Below are 25,382 nucleotides of genomic sequence, written 5' to 3'. Positions count from 1 at the left end.
GACAGCGTCTGCGACCTGTCGGGCATTGTCGTTTCAGGGCCGACAAAACCTGTACAGCCCGCACAACCCAGGCGTGACGCAGCAGTCATTGCACGAACGTGCTCGAAAGGGCTTGCAAAGGAAGCCAAACAGCTATACAAAAACTGTACACGACAAATCCTTGTACAGCTTTAGGTATACCGCCATGCCGTCCTACCGTGCTCCGCTGCGTGACATGCGCTTCGTGTTCGAAGAACTGCTCGACGCCTACACCCTGCTGCAAAACCTGCCCGAACACCGCGAGTTCAGTGCCGATCTTGGTGGTGCGATTCTCGAAGAAGCCGCCAAGTTGGCCGAGAATGTGCTGGCGCCGCTCAACGGTCCGGGTGACAAGCAAGGCTGCCAGTACGACCCGCAGAGCCGCAGCGTACGCACCCCGGATGGCTTCAAGGCCGCCTATAAGCAGTTCGCCGAAGGTGGCTGGACGGCCCTGGCCTGCACACCCGAGTTTGGTGGCCAGGGGTTGCCGCATGTGCTGAACATGCTGGTCGAGGAAATGACCTGTTCGGCCAACCTGTCACTGGGCATGTACCCGGGCCTGACCCACGGCGCCATCAACGCACTGACCAGCCACGGCACCCCTGAACAGCAGGCGCAATACCTGCCGCGCCTGATCAGCGGCGAGTGGACCGGCACCATGTGCCTGACCGAACCGCAATGCGGTACCGATCTCGGCCTGATCCGCACCCGCGCCGTGCCGCAGGCCGACGGCAGCTACGCCATCACCGGCACCAAGATCTGGATCACCGGCGGTGAACACGACCTGGTCGACAACATCGTCCACCTGGTGCTGGCCAAGCTGCCGGACGCACCGGACAGCGTCAAAGGTATCTCCCTGTTCCTCGTGCCCAAGGTGCTGGAGGACGGCAGCCGCAACCTGGCCTTTTGTGGCGGCCTGGAACACAAGATGGGCATCAAGGGCTCGGCCACCTGCGTGATGAATTTCGAAGGTGCCAAGGGCTGGCTGATCGGCGAGCCGAACAAGGGCCTGAGCTGCATGTTCACCATGATGAACTCGGCGCGCCTGATGGTCGGCATGCAGGGCCTGGGCGTGGCCGAAAGCGCCTACCAGATCGCCCTGGGCTTCGCTCGCGAGCGCCTGCAGAGTCGCTCCATCTCCGGCCCGAAGGCGGCCGACAAGCCGGCTGATCCGATCATGGTGCACCCGGACGTACGGCGCATGTTGCTGCGGCAGAAGGTGATGATCGAAGGCTGCCGCGCCCTAGCCTACTTCGCCGGTCTGCAACAGGACATCGCCCACGGCGCCGAGGATGCCGAGGCCCGCACCCGTGCTGACGATCTGGTGCAACTGCTCACGCCGGTGGTCAAGGCCTTCCTTACCGACGAGGGCTTCACCTGCGCCAACGAAGGTCTGCAGGTGCTGGGCGGCTCGGGCTTCACCGAAGACTGGGGTATCGAGCAACTGGTGCGCGACAGCCGCATTACCCGTATCTACGAAGGCACCAACGGCATCCAGGCGCTGGACCTGGTGGGCCGCAAACTGGCCTTGGGGGGCGGCCGCGCCGTGCGCGCCTATTTCGCCCTGGTCGAAGGCTGGCTCAAGGACAACCCGGCGGCGCCGCATGCAGCGGCCGTCACCCAGGCCTTCAAGCAACTGCAACAAGCCACCCTCTGGCTGGCCAGCGAAGGCAGCAAGGACCCGGAACAAGCTGCCGCCGCCGCAACCCCCTACCTGCGCCTGTTCGGCCTGACCAGCCTGGCCTGGCTGTGGTCGCGGCAGGCGCAACTGGCTCAGCGCCAACTGGATGCCGGCACGTCGGAAACGCATTTCTATGCGGCCAAGGTCAAGTCGGCTGACTTCTTCATGGCGCGCATCCTGCCGGAAAGTGACGCTCTGCTCAGCGAGATCAAAGCCGGCAAGACCACATTGATGGCCTTTACTGATGAGGAGTTCGCTGCCTGATCGCAGGCAGCCGTGACCAGCTGCGCAATCCGGCAACCCACTTCTCCCCTTTTGGTTGTCGGATTTTTTTATTCTTCACCTGCGGCCAATCACTGGCCGCAGTCAACCTCAACTGCGGAGCGATGAGCCATGGCAACCCCGAGATCACGCCTCTGTACAGTCCTGCTGCTGACCCTGACACTGGCCACTGGTGCGGCATACGCCAATACCCCGAGCGGATGGCGCGAGCACATGCCGCAAGCCGAGCTGGTCGGCAGCGGCGACTTCAGCTGGTTCGGTTTTTCCGTATACGACGCCAAGCTGTGGAGCCCGGCGCAGCAGGTGGACTTCTCCCAGCCCTTCGCCCTGGAGCTGACCTACCGCCGCACCATCACCCGGGAAACCCTGGTCGACACCAGCCTCGATGAGATTCGCCGGATCAACGGCGAGCCGCTCGATAGCGCCCAGCAGGTCGAGTGGACGCGGCAGATGAGCCAGGCCTTCGTCGACGTCAAGGACGGCACGCGCATCACCGGCGTGTTCCTGCCGGACGAAGGCTGCCGCTTCTATGTCGATGGCAAGCTGCAGCACGTCATCGATGATCCGGCATTCGCCAGCGCCTTCTTTTCCATCTGGCTCGACCCGCAGACCCGCAGCCCGAAACTGCGCTCGGCATTGCTCGGCCTTAACCCCTGAGGCATCGCATGAAAATCCTCTTGATTGTACTGACCAGCCTGCTGCTGATCAGTTGTGGCCAGGTTCCGGTCGAGCGCTATGCCAACGAGAAACCGGTGCTGGACCTGCCCACCTATTTCTCCGGGCCGGTGCAGGCCTGGGGCATGTTCCAGGATCGCTCCGGTGAAGTGATCAAGCGTTTTCATGTCGATATCCAGCCCCACCGCGAGGGCGAGAAGCTGATACTCGACGAGCGCTTCCTGTACAGCGACGGCACCCGCCAGCGCCGAGTCTGGACGCTGACCCCGGACGGCGAAGGACGCTGGATCGGTACCGCCGATGACGTGGTAGGCGAAGCCATCGGCGAAGTGGCGGGCAACGCCCTGCGCTGGCGCTACCACCTCAACCTGCCGGTGGACGATACGACTTATGTCGTTTACTTCGATGACTGGATGTACCTGATGGATGACGACACCCTGATCAATCGCTCGGTGATGAGCAAGTTCGGCATCGAGCTGGGTCAGGTCACCCTGTTCTTCCGTCGCGGCGCCGCCACACCATGACCCTGAGCAGCCTCGGTAGCGGTTACAAGGCACTGGTCATCGGCGCCAGCGGCACCCTGGGTCAGGCGTTCAGTACATTACTGCGTGCTGACCGCAACTGTGCCAGCGTGCGCGAGCTCAGCCGTAGCAGCTCACCGGCACTCGACCTGGAGGCTCCGGCCAGCATCGTCGAGGCCGCAGCTGCACTGACTGATGAAGGGCCATATCAGTTGATCCTGCACACCGCCGGGCTATTGCACCGCGATGGTATAGCACCGGAGAAAAGCCTGGCCGCCATAGAGGCCGATGCCCTGCAGGCGGTATTCCAGGTCAACGCGTTGGGGCCAGCGCTGGTGCTGCGCCATTTCCTGCCACTGCTCGACAAACAGGGCGCCATGGCCATGCTCTCGGCCAAGGTCGGTAGCATCGGCGACAACCGCCTGGGCGGCTGGTATGCCTACCGCTCCTCCAAGGCGGCGCTGAACATGCTGATCAAGACCGCCGCTATCGAATTGGCACGCAGCAAGCCCAAGGCACGGCTGCTCAGCCTGCATCCCGGTACGGTGATCTCGCCGCTGTCGCAACCCTTTCGCGGTGCCAATGCGGCGCGTCCGGCCGAACAGGCGGCGGCTGACATGCTGCAGGTGATCGACAGCCTGGGGCCGGAGCACAGTGGCAGCTTCCACGCCTACGACGGCCAACCACTGCCCTGGTAGCGCCTACAGGCCGCCGAACAGGTCGAAGGAATCCAGCAGGCGCCAGGCGATTTCCGGCTTTTTCTCCATGGCTCGTCGAATTGCCGCCGGAATGCTCTGCCGGGTCTTGCGGCACAACCCCGGGTGCGCCTCGAAACGCATGTGAATGCCGCGCATGCTGCGCACCTCGCCATGGGCCGGCTCGATGTGCAGGCGAATACCCAGGTTGTCGAACATGCGCTGTTGCATGCGCTCGAGGTCTTCCAGGCTCTGCAGGTTTTCCAGGCGTTCGAGCAGGCGCTGCTCCTCCTGCCGGGTCAACAGCAGCACGCGGGTATCGGCACCCGGCCTGTCCAGCAGCTCATCACGCTGGCAGTCGCAGGCGCCTGGTGGGCAAGGATTTCGGAGCAGCAGCGGCGAATTCATGGCCCTGATCATAGCCATAGCAATGCGCGCTGCCCATCCACGGCTATCGGCCGGCTTGCCAGTGGCGCAGACTCCGTTAAGCTCAGGGCATTTCCCCCCGATGCAAGGATGAACACCATGCTGCGCCTCACCACGTTCGCCGCTGGCCTGCTGCTTTCGGCCAACGTCTTCGCCCTGTCCCTCTCCGACCTCAGCCAGCAGGACGCCAGTGGCGGCCTCAAGGATGCGCTGATCCAGGGTGCACAAGTCGCCGTCAGGCAACTGGGCACGCCCGGTGGCTTCAGCAACAACCCGGACGTGCGTATCGAGCTGCCTGGCAAACTCGGCAAGGCCGCCAAGACCATGAAGATGATGGGCATGGGCGCCCAGGTCGATCAGCTCGAAGCGAGCATGAACAAGGCCGCCGAAGCGGCGGTACCGCAAGCCCAGGCGCTGCTGGTCGACGCCGTGAAAAAGATGACCGTGGCCGATGCCAAGGCGATTCTCAGTGGCCCGCAGGATTCGGCCACGCAGTACCTGAACAAGAGCAGCCGCGAACAGATCCGCGCCAAGTTCCTGCCCATCGTCAAGCAGGCCACCGACCAGGTCGGTCTGGCCCAGCAGTACAACGCCTTCGCCGGCCAGGCAGCCAGCTTTGGCGTGGTCGACGCCAAGAGCAGCACGGTGGAAAGCTACGTGACCGAGCAGGCGCTCGAAGGCCTGTTCGAGATGATCGCCAAGCAGGAAGCCGGCATCCGCCAGAATCCGGCCGGTGCTGCCACCAGCCTGGCGAAGAAGGTCTTCGGGGCGCTCTGAGAAAAATCCCGGACGCAGCCTGAGTAGGAGCCCCTCCGCGGGGCGAAGCCTTTGGCCTTGCGCGGATCTCTCGATTCGCCGCCAGGCGCGGCTTCTACGGGGTGATGTGGCCTGTGGGTTATCCGGTTTCGGCCATTGCACGCCGCCCTGATTCGCGGCAGGGCGCCGCTCACATTCGCGACGTGCGCTTAACGGCCCCCAACAGTGGTGCGTTGGCGTTCAGGGCAGGCAGAGCCTGTCCAGCGCCGGGCGGGCGAAGAAAAAGCCCTGCATATAGCGAATGCCAAGCTCCTTCAGCGCATCGCGCTCACCTGCGCTTTCGATGCCCTCGGCAATGATGCGGATACCCAGACGCTGGGACACCAGGACAATACCGGCAACGATGGCCTGGCGTACCGGGTCCTGGTCGATACCCCGGGTCAGGGCCATATCCAGCTTGAGCACGTGCGGCTGGAATTCAGCCAGCAGATTGAGCCCGGAGTAACCGGCGCCAAAATCATCGATGGCCGTGGTAAAACCCTGCTTGCCGTATTCGGTAAAGATTCGCTTGAGGTGCTCGGCATCGTGAATCTGCTCGCCCTCGGTCACCTCGAACATCAAGCGCTCACGTGGAAAATCGAAGCGATGCGCCGCCTCCAGCGTGGCGCGGATACAGGTTTCGGCGCGATACACCGCATTGGGCAGGAAGTTGATGCTTAGCAGACAGTCCGGGATATCGAGCAAACCGAGTTTGGATGCCTGCTCGATGGCCTTGACCCGGCAGGCCTGGTCGAACCGGTAGCGATTGTTGTCGTTGACCCGGCCCAGCACCTCACCCGCCGACTCACCATTGATGCCCCGCACCAGAGCCTCATAGGCAAACGGCCGTTGCGCCTCGATATCGACGATCAACTGAAACGCCATGGTGAAGTCGAAACCCAGGGCTTCGGCATTTCGACACTCGGCACAGCCCACAGCCCGGAATGGCTGAGGAAAGATGCTCTGGCTGGCAATACCCATCGTGCTTCCTTATAGAACAAGACTTGGTGACACCCTATTGTCAGCCTAGTCAAAAATGGAAGGAAGCCACCTGTTTTTCCAGTGACAGCGCCAATTGTTGCAAACCTTGCGCAGTACGCGAGGTATCGGCTACTGCCTCACTGTTTTCCATGGACATCTGTGCGATGCGCTCGACATTGCGCGCGACATCCTGGCTGGCGACGGTCTGTTCGCGCAGCGCCAGGGAAATCTGATCGACCACGCCAACCACACTGGCAGAGGCCTGACGAATTGCAACGATGGCCTCGCCGGCCTGGCTGGCCTGCTCCACCCCACTGCTGACCTGCTGCACGCCAATTTCCATATTGCTGACCGCGCTGCGCGTGCCCAGCTGAATTTTCTTGATCATCTCGGTGATCTCCTGGGTCGAGTTGGCCGTGCGCTGCGCCAGCAGACGTACCTCGTCGGCCACCACCGCGAAACCACGGCCCTGCTCGCCGGCGCGCGCCGCCTCGATGGCGGCATTGAGCGCCAGCAGGTTGGTCTGGTCAGCGATTTCCTTGATCACGTTGACGATCGAGGAAATCTGGTCCGAGTGCTGGCCCAGTTCGGCGATCTGCACCGCGGCGCCCTGCACGGTATCGGCGATGCGCTGCATGCTGACCAGGGTTTCCTGAATCACGGAACCGCCTTCCGCTGATTGCCGGCCTGAATCGCTGGACAGGCCGTGCGCTTCATTGGCGTTATCGGCCACGTGATTGATGATCACGGTCAGTTGCTCAACCGTCGCCGCCATGCTTGATGCGGCCTGCGACTGCTCCTGGGTGGACACCGACAACTGGGTCGAGGCACTGGAGATGTTCTGCGCAGCGCCGACCAACTGCACGGCTCCAGCGCGGATCTGCCCGATCATCTCGCGCAGCCGCTCCTGCATGGTGGCGAAGGCATCGAGCAGCGTGCCGATCTCGTCACCACCGGCCCGTTCGATGGTCGAATCGAGACGCCCCTGGGCAACATTGCGCGCCACTTCGACCACCTGTTGCAAACGCCCGGCGATACTGCGCGAGAGCATGAAGGCCACACTGATGGCGAGTACCGTAGCGATAAGGCCACCCACCAGCAGGATCGTCAGTGACAAGGATTTGGCTGCGTTCATGGAGGCCGTGCGCTGCTCCAGCAACGCCCGCTCTTCGTTCAGGAGATCGTTGAGGATACGGCGCATGGCATCCATCTTGACCTTGGCGCCGCCTGCCGAAATGCGCTCGATCACGGCATCGAAAGGCTGTGTACCGGCACTGACCTGACGGCGCAGCGCCATGTAGCCATTGATGTCCTCGCTCAACCACTGGTCATGCAATGCCTGTATTTCGGCAAGACGGCGCTGCTGCACGGGATTGTCGCGGGTGAGCTAACGCAGCTGTGCCAGTATCGACTGAAATTCGCGCTCGCCAGCCTCGAAAGGGCCGAGAAACTGGTCGCGCCCGGTGATGACGAACCCCCGCGCCCCGGTTTCGATATTCAGCAGACTGCCCAGTAACTCGGATGATTCGTTGATCACTTCATAGGTGTGGATGTTCAGGCGCACCGAACTGTCGACCTGATCGAAGCCGCGCCAGGTGGAGAGCACCAGCACCAGAATGATCAGCAGAATGACAGCGAACCCCGCATACAACTTTTGCGAAATACTGAGATTGGCAAGCATGGGGAAAACCTCTGATTCGTCAGAAATGAACGGACAGAGGGGCGTCATCCAACCGCACCGACTGGCAGTACGCCATTATGCGCAGCGATACAATAATTGTACAAATAAAATATTATGTACAAACACACCATGCCTGGCAGCCGTGAAAAAGCCCCGCCGGGCTTGTGGCCGGGCGGGGCTTCGGTGGCCTTTGCCGATCAGGCGCAGGCGGCTTGCATCTGACGATGCGTGTCGATGAGGTGCTGCACCACGCCAGGATCGGCCAGCGTGGAGATGTCGCCGAGGGAATCGTATTCGGCGGTAGCGATCTTGCGCAGGATACGGCGCATGATCTTGCCCGAGCGGGTCTTCGGCAGGCCAGGCGCCCACTGAATAACGTCCGGCGTGGCGATCGGGCCGATCTCCTTGCGCACCCAGTTACGCAGTTCCTGACGCAGTTGCTCCGATGCTTCCTCGCCCGCATTCAGGGTGACGTAGACGTAGATGCCCTGCCCTTTGATGTCGTGCGGTACACCGACCACTGCAGCCTCGGCCACTTTCGGGTGGGCGACCATGGCGCTCTCGATCTCGGCGGTGCCCATGCGGTGGCCGGATACGTTGAGCACGTCGTCGACGCGGCCGGTGATCCACCAGTAACCGTCTTCGTCGCGGCGCGCACCGTCACCGGTGAAGTACATGCCACGGAAGGTCTTGAAGTAGGTGTCGACGAAGCGGTCATGGTCGCCGTACAGGGTACGTGCCTGACCCGGCCAGGAATCGATGATCACCAGGTTGCCTTCGGCAGCTCCTTCGATGATGTTGCCCAGGTTGTCCACCAGCGCCGGCTGTACGCCGAAGAACGGACGTGCAGCGGAGCCAGGCTTGAGGCCATGGGCACCCGGCAGCGGGGTCATCAGGCAGGCACCGGTTTCGGTCTGCCACCAGGTGTCGACGATCGGGCAACGGCTCTGACCGACGTTCTCGTAGTACCACTGCCAGGCTTCCGGGTTGATCGGCTCACCGACCGAACCGAGCAGACGCAGGCTGGAACCATCGGCGCCTTCGACTGCAGCCTTGCCCTCGGCCATCATGGCGCGAATGGCAGTCGGTGCGGTGTAGAGGATGTTGACCTTGTGCTTGTCGACGATCTTCGCCACACGGGTAACGTCCGGGTAGTTCGGCACGCCTTCGAACATCACGGTGGTGGCACCGTTGGCCAGCGGCCCGTAGACCAGATAGGTGTGACCGGTGACCCAGCCGATGTCGGCGGTGCACCAGAAGACTTCGCCCGGACGGTAGTCGAACACGCGCTCATGGGTCAGCGAGGCATAGGTCAGGTAGCCGCCGGTGGTGTGCAGCACACCCTTGGGCTTGCCGGTGGAACCGGAGGTGTAGAGGATGAACAGCGCTTCTTCAGCACCCATTTCCTTCGGTGCGCAAACGCTGCCAGCCACTTTCATCAGGTCTTCGTACCAGATGTCGCGATGCTGGTTCCATTTGATGCTGCCACCGGTGCGATTGACCACGATGATCTTCTGCACGCTGTGGGTTTCCGGGTTGGTCAGCGCGTCATCGACGTTGGCTTTGAGCGGCACCTTCTTGCCACCGCGCACGCCTTCGTCGGCGGTGATCACCACCTTGGACTTGCAGTCGATGATGCGGCCGGCCAGCGCCTCGGGGGAGAAGCCGCCGAATACCACGGAATGGATGGCGCCGATGCGTGCACAGGCGAGCATGGCCACCACGGCTTCCGGGATCATCGGCATGTAGATGGTCACCACGTCGCCACGGTGAATGTCCTGGCCGCGCAGGGCGTTGGCGAACTTGCACACTTGCTCGTGCAGCTCGCGGTAGGTGATTTCCTTGTGCTCGGACGGATCGTCACCTTCCCAGATGATCGCAATCTGGTCACCGCGCGTTTCCAGGTGACGGTCGAGGCAGTTGTAGGAGACGTTCAGGGTACCGTCGGCGTACCACTTGATATCGACGTGGTGATCGTCGAACGAGGTTTGCTTGACCTTGGTGTAGGGCTTGATCCAGTCGATCCGCTTGCCCTGCTCGCGCCAGAAACCCTCGGGGTTGACCACGGACTGTTGGTACATGGCCTTGTAGGTGGCCTCGTCAGTGAGGGTCCGCGCGGCCACTTCGGGACGCACGGGGTAAAGAGACGCAGCACTCATGAAATCACCTCGGCGGGTAGTTGTTTTTGTATGGTGCCTTTTGTATCCCCCGACCCTTCGTAAGGCCATTCGACCATGGTCTTACCAGGCTAAGACCTTGGTCGACGCAGCCATTCCCGCTGCATGCGAAGAGCTGCAACGATTGCCGCAGAGGCCGCGCTGCGCCATGCTCGCAGGCTTCACAGTGCAGGGAGAGGGTTCAATGACAGCGTTAAACGCCATGGCACTCGAGGGCCTCAAGGTCATCGAGATGGGCCAGCTCATCGCCGGCCCCTTCGCCAGCAAACTGCTCGGCGAATTTGGCGCCGACGTGATCAAGATCGAGCCGCCAGGCGTCGGTGACCCGCTGCGCAAATGGCGCAAGATCAAGGACGGCACTTCGCTCTGGTGGCACGTGCAGTCACGCAACAAACGCTCGCTGACCCTCGACCTAAAACAGGCCGAAGCGCAGGACATCGTGCGCAAGCTGGTGAGTGAGGCCGACGTGCTGGTGGAGAACTTCCGCCCAGGCACGCTCGAAGGCTGGGGCCTAGGTTATGACGCCCTGAAGGCGATCAACCCGCGCCTGATCATGCTGCGCATCTCCGGTTACGGGCAGACCGGGCCCTACCGCGACCTGCCCGGTTTCGGCGTGATCGGCGAAGCCATGGGCGGCCTGCGCCACCTCTCCGGCTACCCCGGCCAGGCGCCGGTACGGGTCGGTGTGAGCATCGGTGATTCGCTGTCCTCGCTGTACGGTGTGATCGGCGTGCTGCTGGCGCTGCACGAACGCACTCGCAGCGGCGCAGGCCAGGAAATCGACGTGGCGCTGTACGAGTCGGTGTTCGCCATGATGGAAAGCCTGATACCCGAATACGATGCCTTCGGCTACATTCGCGAGCCAGCCGGCAGCGCCCTGCCCGGCATCACCCCGTCCAATTCTTACCCGTGCAAGGACGGCAGCTACGTGCTGATCGCCGGCAATGGCGACAGCATCTACAAACGCCTGATGAGCCTGATCGGCCGCGACGATCTGGGCAACGACCCGCGCCTGGCGCACAACGACGGGCGCAGCCAGCACGCCGAGCTGATCGACGGTGCCATCGCCGCATGGAGCGCCCAGCGCAGCCGCGATGACGTGATCGAAGCGCTCAAGGGCGCGCGCGTGCCGGCGGGCTACCCCTACACCGCCGCCGATATCGTGCAGGACCCGCACTACCTGGCGCGGCAGATGATCGAGCAGGTGCAAACCAGCGTCGGCCCGCTCAAGGTGCCGGGCGTGCTGCCCAAACTCAGCCGCACGCCGGGCCGCATCGGCACGGGTGGCCCGCAACTGGGCGAGCACAACGACGACATCCTCGCCGGCCTTGGCCTGAGCGAGGAACAGGTCGCCGGCCTGCGCGAACGCGGGATCATTTGAAAGAGGCAGCAGGCCAGGGGATCGGCAAGCGAGCGATACGCCGGGGATAAACGCGAACAAAAAAAGGGCGACCAAATTGGTCGCCCGCCCATTCAAGGCATTCCCCGAGAGGAATGCGGAAACGCTTGCACCCAAATCACGCAGGATGATCGGGACGGCTTCAGTGTCGCCGCCGGTGCCTAACCTGCCTATTGTACCAAGGTCGTAGAACGCTACCCCCATCGCAACAAGCCATACTCCGTGATCAATTGCAGGCTCAGGAGACGCACATGCACCCGGAGCACCTCGCCCTATTGCAGCAGGCACCCGCCAGCACCCATGCCGATGACACCTGGGCCAGGCTCTGTTGCGAACAGGCCCTGCTGGCAATCGAAGAAGGCTGTTACGCGGTCGGTGCCTTGTTGGTGGATGAGGCAGGTGAACTGCTGTGCAGCGCTCGTAACCAGGTGTTCGCCTCGACTTACAGCAGCGCCGCTCACGCCGAGATGCAGGTGTTCGACCAACTCGAAGCCGAGTATGCGCAAGTCGACCGCCGAGGTCTGACCCTCTACGTCAGTCTCGAACCCTGCCTGATGTGCTACGGCCGTATCCTGCTCGCCGGCATTACCCGCGTACGCTATCTGGCGCGTGACCGTGACGGCGGCTTTGCCCTGCGCCACGGCCGCCTGCCTCCGGCATGGGCCAATCTCGCTTCCGGCATTGCAGTGATTCAGGCCAAGGCCGATCCCTATTGGCTGGATCTCGCCGAACGGATGATCGATCGCCTGCAGGATCGCCGCGCCATGCGCGAGCGCGTAGTCGCGGCCTGGCACGGCGGTCGTTGAAAACCGTAGGGTGCGCACCAAAAATCGCAGACATCAGCCAGGGCCAGCGGAGCGTGGGTGCGCGCGGCGCACCCTACGTCTACTCCTTGCCCAACCCGTGCTGCCGTAGCTTGTTGGCGATGGTGGTATGGGAAACACCGAGGCGCTTGCCCAACTGGCGGCTGCTCGGATGATCGCGGAACAGCCGCTCCAGCACCGCCTTCTCGAAGCGCCCGAGAATATCGTCGAGGTCGCCTTCCACCGAAAATTCGCCCAACGGCTGTGGCGCACCGTAGTCGGGCAGGCGGATATGCTCGGCCTTCACCGTACCGCCCTCGCACAGCGAAACGGCCTGGAACAGCACGTTCTCCAACTGCCGCACGTTGCCCGGCCAATGATAATGGGCCATGCGCTCGAAGGCCTGTGGCGCCAGCCTGGGCAACGCACAACCGATCTGCCGGCTGGCCGAATCGAGAAAGTGCTCGACCAGCGGCGCCAGCCCGTCGAGGCATTCACGCAGCGGCGGAATGTGCAGGCTGAGTACGTTGAGGCGGTGATAGAGATCCTGACGAAACTCGCCGCGGGCACACAGCTCGGACAGGTCGACCTGGGTGGCGCAGATCACCCGCACATCCAGGTATACCTCCTCGTCGCTGCCGACGCGGCGAAAGCAGCCATCCTGCAGAAAACGCAGCAGCTTGGCCTGCAGGCGCTGGCTCATCTCACCGACGCCATCGAGAAACAGCGTGCCGCCAGCGGTCAACTCCAGCAGGCCGAGCTTGCCTTCCGGGCGTGCGCCCTCGAAGGCGCCGGGGCCGTAGCCGAACAACTCGGTCTCGGCCATGGATTCGGGCAAGCCGGCGCAGTTCAGTGCCATGAACGGCGACTGCCCACGCGGGCTGGCCAGGTGGCAGGCACGCGCCAGCAACTCCTTGCCGGTGCCGGTTTCGCCCTCGATCAGCAGCGGCGCATCCAGCGGCGCCATGCGCCGCGCTTCCCGGACCACCGCCGCCATCACCCTGGAGCTCTGGAAGATCGAGTCGAAACCGCGCAGCTCCTGCTTGCGCACATGGTAGATGCGCTCACCGACGCGGTCGGCGCGGTGCAAGGTCAGCACGGCGCCGGCCAGCGCCTCGCTGTCATCATGTTCGTTCTGCAGCGGGGCGATATCGGCAAGGAACACATCACCCTTGATCTTTACCCGCAGGCCGTTGATCCGCGCCTTGTTGGCACGTACCAGCTCGGGCAGGTCGAAATCCTCGGCATAGCGTGACAGCGCCATGCCCGGCACCTCATCCACACGCACGCCGAGCAACTGCGCAGCACTGCGGTTGGCCGCGACGATGCTGCCGCCCATGTCGATGGACAGCACCGGAAAATCCAGCGCACCGAGCAGGGCATTGAGCTCCAGGTGACGCCGCTCGCTGGGCATCAGGCCCACGCGCTTGACGCCGAATACGCCGGGAATGGCCTCGAACTTCGGCCGCAGCGACTGGAACTGCAGGTTGATCAGATTCGGGCAATGCAGGTAGATGGCATTGCCCTGCTCGCCCCCGACTTCACCACGGGCGACGTTGATGCCGTAGTCGACCAGCAGGTTGAGGATGTCACGCAGGATGCCAACACGGTTTTGGCAGTGGACCTTGATACGCACGGCTCAGGCTCTTGTTGTTGTGGCCACCGGCTCAGAGAAATCGGCGATGGCAGCATAATTGTCGTCAAGAATATGTGACAGTCAGACGCAGCAGCAAGCCGATAAATCGCCATATCGGCCATATCGTAATCAAAATTTTACAGTTTCCCCGGGTAATCCTGGACTGCCCTGCTTATGAGCACCGTTTCAACCCGAGCGATCAGCGGCATGCTCGGGTCAGGACAAGAACAACAGCCCCCTGAAGGAGGCAGCGATGAAGAGTACGCAGTACCTGGCCCGGGAACCGGACGAGAGTGGCTTTATCCATTACCCGGAAAGCGAGCATCAGGTGTGGAATACCCTGATCACCCGCCAGCTGGAGGTGATTCAGAACCGCGCCTGCCAGGAATACCTGGACGGTATCGAGCAACTTGGTCTGCCGCTGGAGCGCATTCCGCAGCTCGACGAGATCAATCGTGTGCTCGAAGCCAACACTGGCTGGCGCGTGGCACGAGTGCCGGCGCTGATCCCTTTTCAGACCTTCTTCGAACTGCTGGCCAGCAAGCAGTTTCCGGTGGCCACCTTCATCCGCACACCCGAGGAGCTGGACTACCTGCAGGAACCGGATATCTTCCACGAGATCTTCGGCCACTGCCCGCTGCTGACCAACCCCTGGTTCGCCGAATTCACCCACACCTACGGCAAGCTCGGCCTCAAGGCCACGAAAGAGCAGCGCGTCTACCTGGCACGGCTGTACTGGCTGACCATCGAGTTTGGTCTGGTCGACACCCCGGCTGGCCGTCGGATCTACGGCGGCGGCATCCTCTCCTCGCCGAAGGAAACCCTCTACGCCCTGTCCGAGGCGCCCGAGCACCAGGCGTTCGATGCGCTGGAGGCGATGCGCACGCCATATCGCATCGATATCCTGCAGCCGGTGTACTTCGTCCTGCCCGAGCTCAAGCGCCTGTTCGAGCTGGCTCAGGAAGACATCATGGCGCTGGTGCAGCAGGCCATGCAGTTGGGTCTGCACGCACCGAAATTTCCGCCGAAAGCCGCGTAGCCCTTCAACTCCCCTCGCCCATTTATGGGAGAGGGGTCGGGGGAGAGGGTAAGTGGTTCAGCTATCTTCCCTTTGACCATTGCGGTGGAAAACGCTTCGCGGTTTTCCACCCTACGAAAATCTATTCAGGGAGTAGACCGGATGAAATCCGGGATCGCTCGCAGACATTGCCCCGGATTTCATCCGGGCTACAAAAAACAGGAGAACCCCATGAGCCTTGCCCAAGCCCAATGCGAAGCCTGCCGCGCCGATGCGCCGAAAGTGTCCGATGAAGAACTGGCCGAGCTGATCCGCGAGATTCCCGACTGGAACATCGAGGTGCGTGGCGACCATATGGAGCTGGAGCGCGTGTACCTGTTCAGGAACTTCCGCCATGCCCTGGCCTTTACCAATGCCGTGGGCGCCATCGCCGAGGAAGTCGGCCACCATCCGGCCCTGCTCACCGAATGGGGCAAGGTCACCGTCACCTGGTGGAGCCACGAGATGCGCGGCCTGCATCGCAACGACTTCATCATGGCCGCACGTACCGATGTGCTGGCCGCCAGCGCCGAGGGTCGCAAGTGAAGCATTTCGCCCAGATCGCCCGCGTCCCGGGTGATCCCATCCTCAGCCTGATGGAAGCCTATCGCCTCGACAGCAACCCGGCGCGCCTGGACCTTGGCGTCGGCGTCTACAAGGACGCCCAGGGGCTGACGCCAATCCCCCACGCGGTGAAGCTGGCCGAGCAGCGCCTGATCGACGTCGAGCAAACCAAGACCTACATCGGCGGCCACGGCGACGCCGCGTTCGGCACGCTCCTGAGCCAGTTGGTGCTGGGCGCTGACTCGGCACTGCTCGCCGAGCAGCGCGCCGGCGCAACGCAAACACCGGGCGGCACCGGCGCCCTGCGTCTGGCGGGTGATTTCATTCGTCACTGCCTGCCGGGGCGTGGTATCTGGCTGAGCGATCCGACCTGGCCGATCCATGAAACCCTGTTCGCCGAAGCCGGGCTCAAGGTCGGTCACTACCCCTACGTCGGCGCCGACAATCGCCTCGACGTGGAAGCCATGATTGCCACCCTCATCCACCTGCCCAAGGGTGACGTGGTGCTGCTGCATGCCTGCTGCCACAACCCCACCGGCTTCGACCTCACTCCGCGCGATTGGAAGCGCGTGCTGGAGGTGGTCAAGGCGCGTGAGCTGCTGCCACTGATCGACTTCGCCTACCAGGGCTTTGGCGATGGCCTGGAAGAGGACGCCTGGGCCGTGCGCCTGTTCGCCGCCGAGCTGCCGGAGCTGCTGATCACCAGTTCCTGCTCGAAGCACTTCGGCCTGTATCGCGAGCGCACCGGTGCCCTGATCGTCTGCGCCGGCGACGCCGAAAAGCTCGTCGACATCCGCAGTCAGCTGGCCTCCATCGCCCGCAACCTGTGGTCGACGCCGCCGGCCCATGGCGCCGCCGTGGTGGCGCAGATTCTCGGCGACGAAGAACTCAAGGCGCTGTGGCTGGACGAGCTGGAAAGCATGCGCCTGCGCGTCACCAGCCTGCGTCACGGCCTGGTCGAGGCGCTGGCACCGCACGGTCTGAGCGAGCGCTTCGCGCATATCGCCGAACAGCGCGGCATGTTCTCCTACACCGGCTTGTCGCCGCTGCAGGTGCAACGCCTGCGTGAGGAGTTCAGCGTGTACATGGTCGGCAGCGGCCGCGCCAACGTCGCCGGGCTGGATGCCAGCCGTCTGGACCAGTTGGCCGACGCCATCGCTCGGGTCAGCCTTTGATGCAACCAACGCGACGGGCCGGAATCGGTGCACGCACAGGTTCCGGCGCACCGGCAGCGCGCAGCGTAGCGACTCAGAAAATACTCAACTACCGTTTATCGATAAAAATAAATCTTATAAATCAATAACTTAAACAAACAACCCGGCAGGCGCTGGCCTGTTTCATGCTTGCCATCAGCGGCATAGTTCCCTAGGGTAGTTTGCATGTTGTCTCTCATTGCCCCCATCAGCTCGTTGCTGAGCGGCGTGGCTCTGCTCCTGCTCGGCAATGGTCTACTCAACACCCTCCTGACCCTGCGTGGCGTCGCCGAAGGCTACTCCACCACGATGCTCGGACTGATCATGTCCGGGTACTTCGTTGGGTTCCTCCTCGGTACCTGGCTGGCGACTCCGCTGGTCAAGCGCATCGGGCATATTCGCGCGTTCGCCTGTTGTGCCGCACTGGCTGCCATCGCTGCCCTGCTCCATCTGCTGCTGATAAATCCCTGGGTCTGGCTGGGCCTGCGGGTGCTCTATGGTCTGGGACTGGTGACGCTGTACATGGTCATCGAAAGCTGGCTCAACGCCAAAGCGCCCAACGAGAAACGCGGCCAGGTGTTCGCCCTGTACATGGCGGTCAACCTCGGCGCCCTGGCCCTGGCTCAGCAACTGCTGCACCTGGCCGACCCGGTGCAATTCACCCTGTTCGCCATCGCTGCCATCCTGATCAGCGCCGCGCTGATGCCCATCACCCTTACCCGTCAGGCACAACCGACGCTGCCCGAATCGCCGCCGACCAACCTGCGCCACCTGTGGAGCATCGCGCCGCTGGCCATCGTCGCTGCCGGTTTGTCCGGCCTCGCGCTCGGCGCCTTCTGGGGCATGGCGCCGGTCTATGCCAGCCTGGCCGGTTTCGATACGCCGGGCGTCGGCCTGCTGATGACCGCGACCATTCTCGGCGGCGCCCTGCTGCAATGGCCCATCGGTATCTATTCGGATCGTCACGACCGCCGCCAGGTACTGCTCTGGGTGGTGATACTGGCGGTCGCCCTGGCGCTGATCATGAGCCTGCTGCCGGCAGGCCCCTGGCTGCTCGGCGCCATCTTCATCTGGGGCGGCCTGGCCTTTGCCATCTACCCCATCGCCGTGGCGCAACTGATCGACCAGTTGCACAGCGACGAGATTCTCTCCGGCTCCGCCAGCCTGCTGATGGTCAACGGCATCGGCTCGGTGTGCGGGCCGCTGCTCGCTGGCGTGCTGATGGAACAACTGGGCGCCAGCGCACTGCCGCTGTATTTCGCCTGCACCCTCGGCCTGCTGGCTGCCTACACCCTCTACCGGCTGCGCCATGTCAGCGACCTGGTCAGCGGCGACGCCGCACATTTCGTGCCGATGCTGCGCACCAGCCCCACGGTGCTGGAGCTGATGCCCGATGCACCAACGCAAGACCACGAACAGATGGAGGACGACCTGAAGCCAGCGTCCTGAAGATGTGAACCGGCTGTTTCGGCAAGGCCCCGAGCCTACCCCAAGCAGCCAGAAACCCGGCCCGTCGGCCGCTCGCAACCGAGCAACGCCGCACCGGCCACTTCTGGAGAAACAACGATGCTATTAGCCACCGACCTGGATGGAACCTTTCTCGCTGGCGATCCCGAAGATCGCCTGAGCCTCTACCAGACCATCGCCGCCCACCCCGAGATCAAGCTCGCCTATGTCACCGGGCGCAGCCTGGAAGCGGTGCTGCCGCTGCTGGCCGACCCGACGCTGCCGCAGCCGGACTACATCATCGCCGACGTCGGCGCGACCCTGGTGCATGGCGACAGCCTGCAGCCGATCCAGCCGCTGCAAAGCACGGTGGATGCCCGCTGGCCCGGCGAAAGCCAGGTGGCCAGCGCCATCGAGGCGTTCGGTCTGGAACGCCAGGACGTGCCGCAGGCGCGGCGCTGCTCCTACTTCTGCACACCCGAGCAGGCGGCCAACCCGGCGCTGCGCGAGATCGCCAACGAGCTGGGCTGCGACCTGCTGTATTCCGCAGAGCTGTACCTGGACTTTCTGCCCAGGGGCGTGAACAAGGGCAGCAGCCTGCAAGCGCTGGCCGACTGGCTCGAACTGGATCACGACCAGGTGCTGGCCGCCGGCGATACGCTCAATGACCTGTCCATGCTCAGCGCCAGCTTCCACGGCGTCTGCGTCGGCCAGTCGGAAAGCGCGCTGCTGGAGGCCACCCGCAGCCATTCGCGCACCCTGCACGCCAACCGTCCGGGCTGCGGCGGCATCCTCGAAGCCTTCGCCCATTTCGGCTTCCTTGGCGAGCACGGTATCGCCGCCGAACGCCGCCAGGCCGCGCAGCCGGGCAAGGCCGAGCTGGTGATGGTCTATCACCGCCTGCCCTATGAGGAATACCGCAACGCCGCCGGCAAGCTGCAGCGTCGCCGCCCCACTTCTCCCAACGGCATCATCCCCACCCTGCTGAGTTTCTTCGGCGATGGTCGCCCCGGCTCCTGGGTGGCCTGGGCTGTGCACGAAGATGACGACGAGCCATTCGACAGCCACACCACGGTGGATGCCGAGCGCTATCCCAAGCTCACCGCCGCACGGGTCAAACTGAGCAAAGAAGAGGTCGACGTCTTCTACAAGCGCTTCTCCAAGGAAGCCTTCTGGCCCACGCTGCACACCTTCTGGGAGCGCGCTACTTTTAACGAGGACGACTGGCAGGTGTTCTGCAAGGTCAACCGCGCCTTCGCCGAACGCACCGCGCTGGAAGCGGCCGAAGGCGCCATCGTCTGGCTGCACGACTACAACCTGTGGATGGTGCCGGCCTACCTGCGCGAGCTGCGTCCTGACTTGCGCATCGCCTTCTTCCACCACACCTACTTCCCCTCGGCCGACGTATTCAACGTGCTGCCCTGGCGCCGGCAGATCGTCGGCAGCCTGCTGCAATGCGACTACATCGGCTTTCACATCCCACGCCAGGTGGAGAACTTCGTCGACGTTGCCCGTGGTGTGTTCCCACTCAAGACCCTGGATCGACAGAACTGTGCGCCGCGCTTCATCACCTACGGTTGCGCCGTGGGCCTGGAGCGCATGACCACCGCGCTGGATACCGGCACGCGCCAGGTCAAGCTCGGCGCGCACCCCGTAGGGCTGGATATCGACCGTGTGCGCAATGCATTGGAGGCATCGAAGATCAAGGAGCTGATGGCGCAGCTACGCGAAGAGATGAAAGGCGTGAAGCTTATCCTCTCAGTGGAACGCCTCGACTACACCAAGGGCATCCTGGAAAAACTCAACGCCTACGAACGCCTGCTGGCCGACAACCCCGAATTGCTTGGCAAGGTCACCCTGGTGACGGTCTGCGTACCAGCCGCGCGCGAGATGACCGTCTACAACGAACTGCAAACGCAGATCGAGCAGGCGGTCGGCCGTATCAACGGCCGCTTCGCACGCATTGGCTGGACACCGCTGCAGTTCTTCTTCCGCAGCCTGCCCTTCGAGGAAGTCAGCGCCTGGTACGCCATGGCTGACGTCATGTGGATCACCCCGCTACGTGACGGCCTCAACCTGGTAGCCAAGGAGTTCGTCGCAGCGCAAGGCCTGCTCGGCGGACGTGGCGTGCTGGTGCTGTCGGAGTTCGCCGGTGCCGCCGCCGAGCTCAAGGGCGCGCTGCTGACCAACCCGCATGATCCGGCCGACCTGGCGCAGACCTGCTACCTGGCGCTGAACCTGCCGAAAAGCGAGGCCCAGGCGCGCCTGCGCGAGCTGTTCGATATCGTCTGCTTCAACGACATTCGCCGCTGGGGCGAGGACGTCCTCGCCGGCGTACACGTGCAGGAAGAGCCAGAACCGCTGACCTTGGCCAGCTAAGTTAAGGCAGGCGGTGCGCGCCGCGCACCCTACGTGACTGATGTAGGGTGCGCGGGTCTGGGTCAGACGCGGAAGCGGCTGACCATGGCCTGCAACTGACCGCCCAGACGGGCCAGTTCGGCACTGGAGGCAGCGGTTTCTTCGCTGGCGCTGGCGGTTTGTTCGGAGATGTCACGCACGCTGATCACGCTGCGGCTGATCTCCTCGGCCACGGCGCTTTGCTCTTCGGCAGCCGCCGCGATCTGCTGGTTCATCGACTGGATGTTGGACACCGCCTGGGTGATGCTGGCCAGCGACACACCGGCCTTGCGGCTCAGCTCGACGCTGCTGTCGGTGATGTCGCGACTGGTGCGCATCGCCGCTGCCACCTGCTGAGTACCACTCTGCAAGCCGGCGATCAGCGCTTCGATTTCCTCAGTGGACTTCTGCGTACGCTGGGCCAGGCCGCGCACTTCATCGGCCACCACGGCAAACCCACGACCGGCCTCACCGGCCCGCGCCGCCTCGATGGCAGCGTTGAGCGCCAGCAGGTTGGTCTGCTCGGCCACCGACTTGATCACGTCCATCACGCTGCCGATCTTGTCGCTTTCCTGCTGCAGGCCAGTCATGGCTTCGGAGGAACGCCCCACTTCGGCAGCCAGACGCTCGATCTGCGACACCACCTGAGCCACCACCTGATCACCCTGACGCGCTTCGGCATCGGCGGCGGTCGCGGCATCGGAGGCCTGCTCGGCATTGCGCGCCACTTCCTGCACGGTGGCGGACATTTCATGCATGGCCGTGGCCACCTGATCGGTTTCCTGGCGCTGATGATTGGCACCCGCGCTGGTCTGCTCGGTCACGGCGGAAAGCTGCTCGGCAGCGCTGGCGATCTGCGCCACGCCATCGCGAATGCCACTGATCAGCTCTCGCAGGGTGCCGGCCATCTGCGCGATGCCCTGCTGCAACATGCCCAGCTCGTCACAACGCGTGATGCGCGCCGACTCGGTCAGGTCGCCATCGGCAATACGCTGCACGGCGCCCAGGGTGTCCTGCAGCGGACGCGTGATCTGGCGCGTGATCAGCCAGGCTGCCAGCACACCAAAGAGCAGCGCCAGCAGCACGGCAACGATCTGCCAGGTACGCGCTTCGGCGCTCTCGATGGCCATACGCTCGATCTGAAACTTGTACAGGGTATCGCTGATGCGAACGATCTCGCCCTGCTGGTCGGTCATTTCCTGACGGGTGCGGGCGATATCGGCCGTGGCGCCCTTGAACGCCTGCACGGTCTGCTCGAACTGCGCCAGGGCCGCCTCGATACGGCGTACGGCTTCTTGCTGGGCGCTACCAAAAATCTGCTCCAGGGTATCCAGGCTGGCACGGGCCATGGCGATACGCTCGGACAGCACCTGTTCGATTTGGGCATCGGGGGCGCTGTCATAACGTTCGAGCAGATAGCGCAGGCGCAACAATTCGCCATGCGTAGCGGTCAGCGCCTGCAGTTGCGGGAAGGGATTGGCGTCGTATTCCGGCAGTAGTTCGATACTGCGCCGCATCGTGGCCAGCAGCTCACTCAATTGCTGGTCTTCGACAGCGACCTGATCACGCACCTTGGCCGCTACTGCGTAGGCGGCGCGCATGCCGGCCAGAGAGCGCTGGTAGTCCTGGTTATAGCGGTCCTGCTCCTGCAGCAGCTTGACGTTCACTGGATTGGTGAAGGTGCCGAGCAATTTTTTCTACTGCTGCAGATAGATGTCGAGGTTGGTCAGCAAACGCTCGGTGCTGGGGGCATCGCCCTTGGCCAGCATGAACTGCAGACGGGCGATCCGCAGATTGGTCAGCGTGGCGTTCAGTTGCGTGATTTCGCTCATCCAGCTGCTGCGCTGGATAACGCTGCCCAGGCCGCTCCAGGCAGTCCAGGCCAGCGCCAGGGTCAACGCCAGCACCAGGCCGAAGCCGAGAGCAAGCTTGCGGGTCACGCTGAGATTAGCGAACCAGGTGTTCATAAAAATTCTCCAACTGCGGATGTTTCGGGTTTAGCTGGAGAATTGTTGTTGTTCACGCCAGCACAATGACATTAACTGACGTAGCAGGCGACCTACGCGGCACAGATTTTAAGTCGATCCGACAATCGGCAGCGACGCGTTTCAGTCCAACAGCTGCAGTGCCTCGGCGCTGCATTGCTGGATGCGCGCCCAATCACTGTTTTGCACCCATTCACGCTGGAACATCCAGGTACCGCCGACACACATGACGTTGGGCTGCGCCATGTAGCGCTGCAGGTTGTCCGGGGTAATACCACCGGTCGGGCAGAAACGCGCACCGCCGAAAGGCCCGGCCAGCGCCTTGAGCGCCGCCACCCCGCCGCAGACTTCAGCCGGGAACAGCTTGAAACGGCGATAACCCAGGGCGTAGCCGATCATGACCTCCGACGCACTACTGATGCCCGGCAGCAATGGCAGCGGATTGTCCAGCGCGGCCAGCAGCAGCTCGCGGGTACTGCCCGGGGTGACGATGAACTGCGCCCCAGCATCCGTGGCGGCGGCCAGCATGTCCTCGTCCAGCACGGTGCCGGCACCGACGCATAGTTCAGGACGCTCGGCGCGCAGACGACGAATCGCCTCCAGGCCGTGCTCCGAGCGCAGGGTCACCTCCAGCACACGCAGGCCGCCGGCGGCCAGGGCGTCGGCCAGCGGCAGGATGTCCGCCTCACGGGCAATGGTGATCACCGGCATGATGCGCGCTTGCGCGCAGATGCGGTCGATCTCGGCGATTTTGTCAGCCATGCGCACGCGCTGGCTCTGGTCGAGGCGGGTCATGTCAGAGGCACCAGTGGATTTCGAGGGGGGAATGCAGGAACGCACGAATCGGCAGTTCGGTGATTTCACCAGGCTGCAAAGCTGCGTTGAGTATGTTCAGTTTTACCTGCCCCTGGATCGCCAGCAGCGGCAGGCGTGCGCTGGCCAGCACGGGCAGGGTCAGGCTCAGGCGTTGCGCCGGCTCACTGGGGGCGAGCATCGGCAGCACGCGACGTGCGCAGCCAGGTTGCAGCGCCTGGCTCAGATTAGGGCTATTGGGGAACAGCGAGGCAGTATGCCCATCGTAGCCCATGCCCAAGACCAGCACGTCGATCGGCGCCAGCTCGGCGACCGCCGCATCGGCCAGCTCGGCCGCCTGTTCGAGATTGCCAGCGACCTGGTAAAGGCTGAGAAAACGCGCTTCAGCGGCTGGGCCACGCAACAGATGACGGCGCACCAGCGCCTCGTTGCTGGCGGCGTGGTTGACCGGCACCCAACGCTCGTCGGCCAGGCTGACCCGCACCTGCGCCCAGGGCAGATCCTGCTGCGCCAGCGCTTCGAAGAACGGCACCGGACTGCGCCCACCGGACACCACCAGGGTCACCTGACCGCGATTGGCGATGGCCTCACGCAAGGCATCAGCCACACGCACGGCCAGCGCCTGAGCCATTGGTCCGGCAGCGTCATGCGGACAGGCCCGGACGCCTGGCGGCAGTTGCAGTTCAGAGATCGCCATACCAGCTCCTGCCATCACGGGTGATCAAGGCAACCGACGCCATGGGGCCCCAACTGCCGGCGGTATAGGGTTTCGGCGCTTCGCCGAGGCGCTGCCAGCCGTCGATCAACTGGTCGCACCACTGCCAGGCGTATTCGATTTCGTCCTTGCGCACGAACAGGTTCTGGTTGCCGCGCATCACTTCCAGCAGCAGACGCTCGTAGGCATCGGGGATGCGCGCACTGCGGTAGGTGTCGGAAAAGCTCAGTTGCAGCGGGCCGCTGCGCAGCTGCATGCCCTTGTCCAGGCCCTGATCCTTGGTCAGCACCTGTAGGGCGATACCCTCGTCCGGCTGCAGGCGGATGATCAGCTTGTTGCCGATCAGTTGGCGCTGCTCCGGAGCGAAGATGTAGTGCGGCGGCGCCTTGAAGTGGATGACGATCTGCGACAGCTTTTGTGGCATGCGCTTGCCAGTGCGCAGGTAGAACGGCACGCCGGCCCAGCGCCAGTTGCGGATATCAGCACGCAGGGCGACGAAGGTTTCGGTGTCGCTCTGGGTATTGGAGTTTTCTTCCTCCAGATAACCCGGCACCGGCCGCCCATCGCTGCTGCCGGCGACATACTGGCCGCGCACCACACGCTGGCCGAGCTGCTCGACGCTGATCGGCTCCAGCGCCTTGAGCACCTTGACCTTCTCGTCGCGGATGCTGTCGGCGGACAGGTCGCTGGGCGGGTCCATGGCGATCAGGCAAAGCAGTTGCAGCAGGTGGTTCTGGATCATGTCGCGCAGTTGCCCGGCCTGATCGAAGTAGCCCCAGCGCCCCTCGATGCCGACCTTCTCGGCCACGGTGATTTCCACGTGGGAGATGTGGTTCTGGTTCCACTGGGTTTCGAACAGGCTGTTGGCGAAACGCAGGGCAATCAGGTTCTGCACCGTCTCTTTGCCCAGGTAATGGTCGATGCGATAGACGCGGTTCTCCGGGAACACCTGGGCCACGGCATCGTTGACCGCCCGCGAGGATGCCAGGTCGTGGCCGATCGGTTTCTCCAGCACCACCCGCGTGCCCGCGGCCAGCCCCACGGCTGCCAGATTGGCGCAGATGCCGCCATACACCGATGCCGGGGTGGCGAAATAGGCGATCAACTGATCCTGCGGGCTGACGTGCTCGAGCAGCGCCGAATAATCCTCGCCCCTGAGAAAGTCCATGCTCAGGTAGCTCAGGCGCGCCATAAAACGCGCCATGTCACTGCCCGTCAGCTCCTTGGCCGGCACATGCACGCGCAGCGTCTGTTCGATGGCGTGCAGGTAACCATCCGGCTCACCCGCTTCACGGGCCAGAGCAAGGATGCGTGTGCCATCGTGCAATAAACCGGCGCGATCGAGCTGGTAAAGCGCGGGAAACAGCTTGCGCAAGGCCAGATCGCCCAGCGCGCCGAACAGGGCGAAGGTGCAGGATTCAAGTTTCATCGCGGGCATGTGT

General features: G+C 63.4%; 21 protein-coding genes and 2 pseudogenes. 12 read left to right on the top strand and 11 right to left on the bottom strand.

What is annotated here, in order from left to right; genetic code table 11:
* Nucleotides 1-184 precede the first annotated feature (184 nt).
* From J7655_RS07025 to J7655_RS07010, 4 genes are all read left to right on the top strand, one after another.
* Nucleotides 185-1,963, top strand: a complete 1,779-nt coding sequence (locus J7655_RS07025; RefSeq protein WP_230927154.1) for an acyl-CoA dehydrogenase C-terminal domain-containing protein — start codon at nt 185-187, stop codon at nt 1,961-1,963.
* A gap of 129 nt (nt 1,964-2,092) precedes the next feature.
* Nucleotides 2,093-2,638, top strand: a complete 546-nt coding sequence (locus J7655_RS07020; protein WP_230927153.1) for a chalcone isomerase family protein — start codon at nt 2,093-2,095, stop codon at nt 2,636-2,638.
* Nucleotides 2,639-2,646: 8 nt separating this feature from the next.
* The gene (locus J7655_RS07015; RefSeq protein WP_230927152.1) at nt 2,647-3,180 is read left to right on the top strand and encodes a DUF3833 domain-containing protein; all 534 of its coding nucleotides are present in this window, start codon (nt 2,647-2,649) and stop codon (nt 3,178-3,180) included.
* Nucleotides 3,177-3,875 (top strand): SDR family oxidoreductase, encoded by a 699-nt coding sequence (locus J7655_RS07010; protein ID WP_230927151.1) that lies wholly within the window; start codon nt 3,177-3,179, stop codon nt 3,873-3,875. Before J7655_RS07015 ends, J7655_RS07010 begins: the two co-directional genes overlap by 4 nt.
* A gap of 3 nt (nt 3,876-3,878) precedes the next feature.
* Here J7655_RS07010 and J7655_RS07005 read toward each other — a convergent pair whose 3' ends face one another.
* Nucleotides 3,879-4,280: a hypothetical protein gene (locus J7655_RS07005; RefSeq protein WP_230927150.1), complete on the bottom strand. Its 402-nt coding sequence runs from the start codon at nt 4,278-4,280 to the stop codon at nt 3,879-3,881.
* Between the two features lie 117 nt (nt 4,281-4,397).
* Between J7655_RS07005 and J7655_RS07000 the strand changes: the two genes are divergently transcribed.
* A complete protein-coding gene (locus tag J7655_RS07000; RefSeq protein WP_230927149.1) occupies nt 4,398-5,075 on the top strand; it encodes a DUF4197 domain-containing protein in 678 nt (225 codons plus the stop codon).
* Nucleotides 5,076-5,294: 219 nt separating this feature from the next.
* Here the strand turns inward: J7655_RS07000 and J7655_RS06995 are convergent, their stop codons facing one another.
* The 4 genes and pseudogenes from J7655_RS06995 to acs form a co-directional block, all read right to left on the bottom strand.
* The gene (locus J7655_RS06995; RefSeq protein WP_230927148.1) at nt 5,295-6,074 is read right to left on the bottom strand and encodes an EAL domain-containing protein; all 780 of its coding nucleotides are present in this window, start codon (nt 6,072-6,074) and stop codon (nt 5,295-5,297) included.
* Nucleotides 6,075-6,123: 49 nt separating this feature from the next.
* A complete protein-coding gene (locus J7655_RS20960; RefSeq protein ID WP_420850937.1) occupies nt 6,124-7,125 on the bottom strand; it encodes a methyl-accepting chemotaxis protein in 1,002 nt (333 codons plus the stop codon).
* A 99-nt stretch (nt 7,126-7,224) separates the two neighbouring features.
* Nucleotides 7,225-7,755 (bottom strand): annotated as a pseudogene (locus J7655_RS20955) (CHASE3 domain-containing protein); the annotation flags it as partial.
* 197 nt (nt 7,756-7,952) lie between these two features.
* Nucleotides 7,953-9,914 (bottom strand): acetate--CoA ligase, encoded by a 1,962-nt coding sequence (gene acs / locus J7655_RS06985; protein WP_230927147.1) that lies wholly within the window; start codon nt 9,912-9,914, stop codon nt 7,953-7,955.
* A gap of 202 nt (nt 9,915-10,116) precedes the next feature.
* Between acs and J7655_RS06980 the strand changes: the two genes are divergently transcribed.
* Both J7655_RS06980 and J7655_RS06975 read left to right on the top strand, forming a co-directional pair.
* Nucleotides 10,117-11,313: a CaiB/BaiF CoA transferase family protein gene (locus J7655_RS06980; protein ID WP_230927146.1), complete on the top strand. Its 1,197-nt coding sequence runs from the start codon at nt 10,117-10,119 to the stop codon at nt 11,311-11,313.
* A 269-nt stretch (nt 11,314-11,582) separates the two neighbouring features.
* Nucleotides 11,583-12,137, top strand: coding sequence for a nucleoside deaminase (locus tag J7655_RS06975; protein WP_230927145.1), 555 nt, complete (start codon nt 11,583-11,585; stop codon nt 12,135-12,137).
* A gap of 79 nt (nt 12,138-12,216) precedes the next feature.
* Here J7655_RS06975 and J7655_RS06970 read toward each other — a convergent pair whose 3' ends face one another.
* Entirely contained in the window at nt 12,217-13,770 is a 1,554-nt protein-coding gene (locus J7655_RS06970; RefSeq protein ID WP_230927144.1) for a sigma-54-dependent transcriptional regulator, read from the bottom strand.
* Between the two features lie 253 nt (nt 13,771-14,023).
* Between J7655_RS06970 and phhA the strand changes: the two genes are divergently transcribed.
* From phhA to ggpS, 5 genes are all read left to right on the top strand, one after another.
* On the top strand, nt 14,024-14,809 hold the full coding sequence (gene phhA / locus J7655_RS06965; RefSeq protein WP_230927143.1) for a phenylalanine 4-monooxygenase: 786 nt from the start codon (nt 14,024-14,026) through the stop codon (nt 14,807-14,809).
* A gap of 210 nt (nt 14,810-15,019) precedes the next feature.
* Entirely contained in the window at nt 15,020-15,373 is a 354-nt protein-coding gene (locus J7655_RS06960) for a 4a-hydroxytetrahydrobiopterin dehydratase (RefSeq protein ID WP_037056381.1), read from the top strand.
* Complete coding sequence (locus tag J7655_RS06955; protein ID WP_230927142.1) at nt 15,370-16,566, top strand: amino acid aminotransferase; 1,197 nt, start codon at nt 15,370-15,372, stop codon at nt 16,564-16,566. Before J7655_RS06960 ends, J7655_RS06955 begins: the two co-directional genes overlap by 4 nt.
* A 204-nt stretch (nt 16,567-16,770) precedes the next feature.
* Nucleotides 16,771-18,033, top strand: a complete 1,263-nt coding sequence (locus J7655_RS06950) for an MFS transporter (protein WP_230927141.1) — start codon at nt 16,771-16,773, stop codon at nt 18,031-18,033.
* 117 nt (nt 18,034-18,150) lie between these two features.
* On the top strand, nt 18,151-20,409 hold the full coding sequence (gene ggpS / locus J7655_RS06945) for a glucosylglycerol-phosphate synthase (protein WP_230927140.1): 2,259 nt from the start codon (nt 18,151-18,153) through the stop codon (nt 20,407-20,409).
* Between the two features lie 62 nt (nt 20,410-20,471).
* Here the strand turns inward: ggpS and J7655_RS20950 are convergent, their stop codons facing one another.
* The 5 genes and pseudogenes from J7655_RS20950 to zwf form a co-directional block, all read right to left on the bottom strand.
* Complete coding sequence (locus J7655_RS20950) at nt 20,472-21,557, bottom strand: methyl-accepting chemotaxis protein (protein ID WP_420850936.1); 1,086 nt, start codon at nt 21,555-21,557, stop codon at nt 20,472-20,474.
* A 36-nt stretch (nt 21,558-21,593) separates the two neighbouring features.
* A pseudogene (locus J7655_RS20945) lies at nt 21,594-22,259 on the bottom strand (methyl-accepting chemotaxis protein); the annotation flags it as partial.
* A 276-nt stretch (nt 22,260-22,535) separates the two neighbouring features.
* The gene (locus J7655_RS06935) at nt 22,536-23,207 is read right to left on the bottom strand and encodes a bifunctional 4-hydroxy-2-oxoglutarate aldolase/2-dehydro-3-deoxy-phosphogluconate aldolase (RefSeq protein ID WP_230927139.1); all 672 of its coding nucleotides are present in this window, start codon (nt 23,205-23,207) and stop codon (nt 22,536-22,538) included.
* Between the two features lies 1 nt (nt 23,208).
* Entirely contained in the window at nt 23,209-23,922 is a 714-nt protein-coding gene (pgl, locus tag J7655_RS06930) for a 6-phosphogluconolactonase (RefSeq protein WP_230927138.1), read from the bottom strand.
* Nucleotides 23,909-25,378 (bottom strand): glucose-6-phosphate dehydrogenase, encoded by a 1,470-nt coding sequence (gene zwf, locus J7655_RS06925; RefSeq protein WP_230927137.1) that lies wholly within the window; start codon nt 25,376-25,378, stop codon nt 23,909-23,911. The genes pgl and zwf overlap by 14 nt, the downstream gene beginning before the upstream one ends.
* Nucleotides 25,379-25,382 lie beyond the last annotated feature (4 nt).

Origin of the sequence: Pseudomonas wenzhouensis (assembly GCF_021029445.1) — a bacterium.
In the GTDB taxonomy this organism is placed as follows: Bacteria; Pseudomonadota; Gammaproteobacteria; order Pseudomonadales; family Pseudomonadaceae; genus Aquipseudomonas; species Aquipseudomonas wenzhouensis.
This window is presented reverse-complemented; position numbering and strand designations above follow the sequence as displayed.

Coding starts and splice junctions, on each gene's coding strand:
- J7655_RS20960 (WP_420850937.1), bottom strand. CDS start 7,125: ATGCTCTCGCGCAGTATCGCCGGGCGTTTGCAACAGGTGGTCGAAGTG.
- J7655_RS07025 (WP_230927154.1), top strand. CDS start 185: ATGCCGTCCTACCGTGCTCCGCTGCGTGACATGCGCTTCGTGTTCGAA.
- zwf (WP_230927137.1), bottom strand. CDS start 25,378: ATGCCCGCGATGAAACTTGAATCCTGCACCTTCGCCCTGTTCGGCGCG.
- J7655_RS06995 (WP_230927148.1), bottom strand. CDS start 6,074: ATGGGTATTGCCAGCCAGAGCATCTTTCCTCAGCCATTCCGGGCTGTG.
- acs (WP_230927147.1), bottom strand. CDS start 9,914: ATGAGTGCTGCGTCTCTTTACCCCGTGCGTCCCGAAGTGGCCGCGCGG.
- ggpS (WP_230927140.1), top strand. CDS start 18,151: ATGCTATTAGCCACCGACCTGGATGGAACCTTTCTCGCTGGCGATCCC.
- J7655_RS20950 (WP_420850936.1), bottom strand. CDS start 21,557: ATGGCCATCGAGAGCGCCGAAGCGCGTACCTGGCAGATCGTTGCCGTG.
- J7655_RS07000 (WP_230927149.1), top strand. CDS start 4,398: ATGCTGCGCCTCACCACGTTCGCCGCTGGCCTGCTGCTTTCGGCCAAC.
- J7655_RS06975 (WP_230927145.1), top strand. CDS start 11,583: ATGCACCCGGAGCACCTCGCCCTATTGCAGCAGGCACCCGCCAGCACC.
- pgl (WP_230927138.1), bottom strand. CDS start 23,922: ATGGCGATCTCTGAACTGCAACTGCCGCCAGGCGTCCGGGCCTGTCCG.
- J7655_RS07020 (WP_230927153.1), top strand. CDS start 2,093: ATGGCAACCCCGAGATCACGCCTCTGTACAGTCCTGCTGCTGACCCTG.
- J7655_RS06980 (WP_230927146.1), top strand. CDS start 10,117: ATGACAGCGTTAAACGCCATGGCACTCGAGGGCCTCAAGGTCATCGAG.
- phhA (WP_230927143.1), top strand. CDS start 14,024: ATGAAGAGTACGCAGTACCTGGCCCGGGAACCGGACGAGAGTGGCTTT.
- J7655_RS06935 (WP_230927139.1), bottom strand. CDS start 23,207: ATGACCCGCCTCGACCAGAGCCAGCGCGTGCGCATGGCTGACAAAATC.
- J7655_RS06950 (WP_230927141.1), top strand. CDS start 16,771: ATGTTGTCTCTCATTGCCCCCATCAGCTCGTTGCTGAGCGGCGTGGCT.
- J7655_RS06960 (WP_037056381.1), top strand. CDS start 15,020: ATGAGCCTTGCCCAAGCCCAATGCGAAGCCTGCCGCGCCGATGCGCCG.
- J7655_RS07010 (WP_230927151.1), top strand. CDS start 3,177: ATGACCCTGAGCAGCCTCGGTAGCGGTTACAAGGCACTGGTCATCGGC.
- J7655_RS07005 (WP_230927150.1), bottom strand. CDS start 4,280: ATGAATTCGCCGCTGCTGCTCCGAAATCCTTGCCCACCAGGCGCCTGC.
- J7655_RS07015 (WP_230927152.1), top strand. CDS start 2,647: ATGAAAATCCTCTTGATTGTACTGACCAGCCTGCTGCTGATCAGTTGT.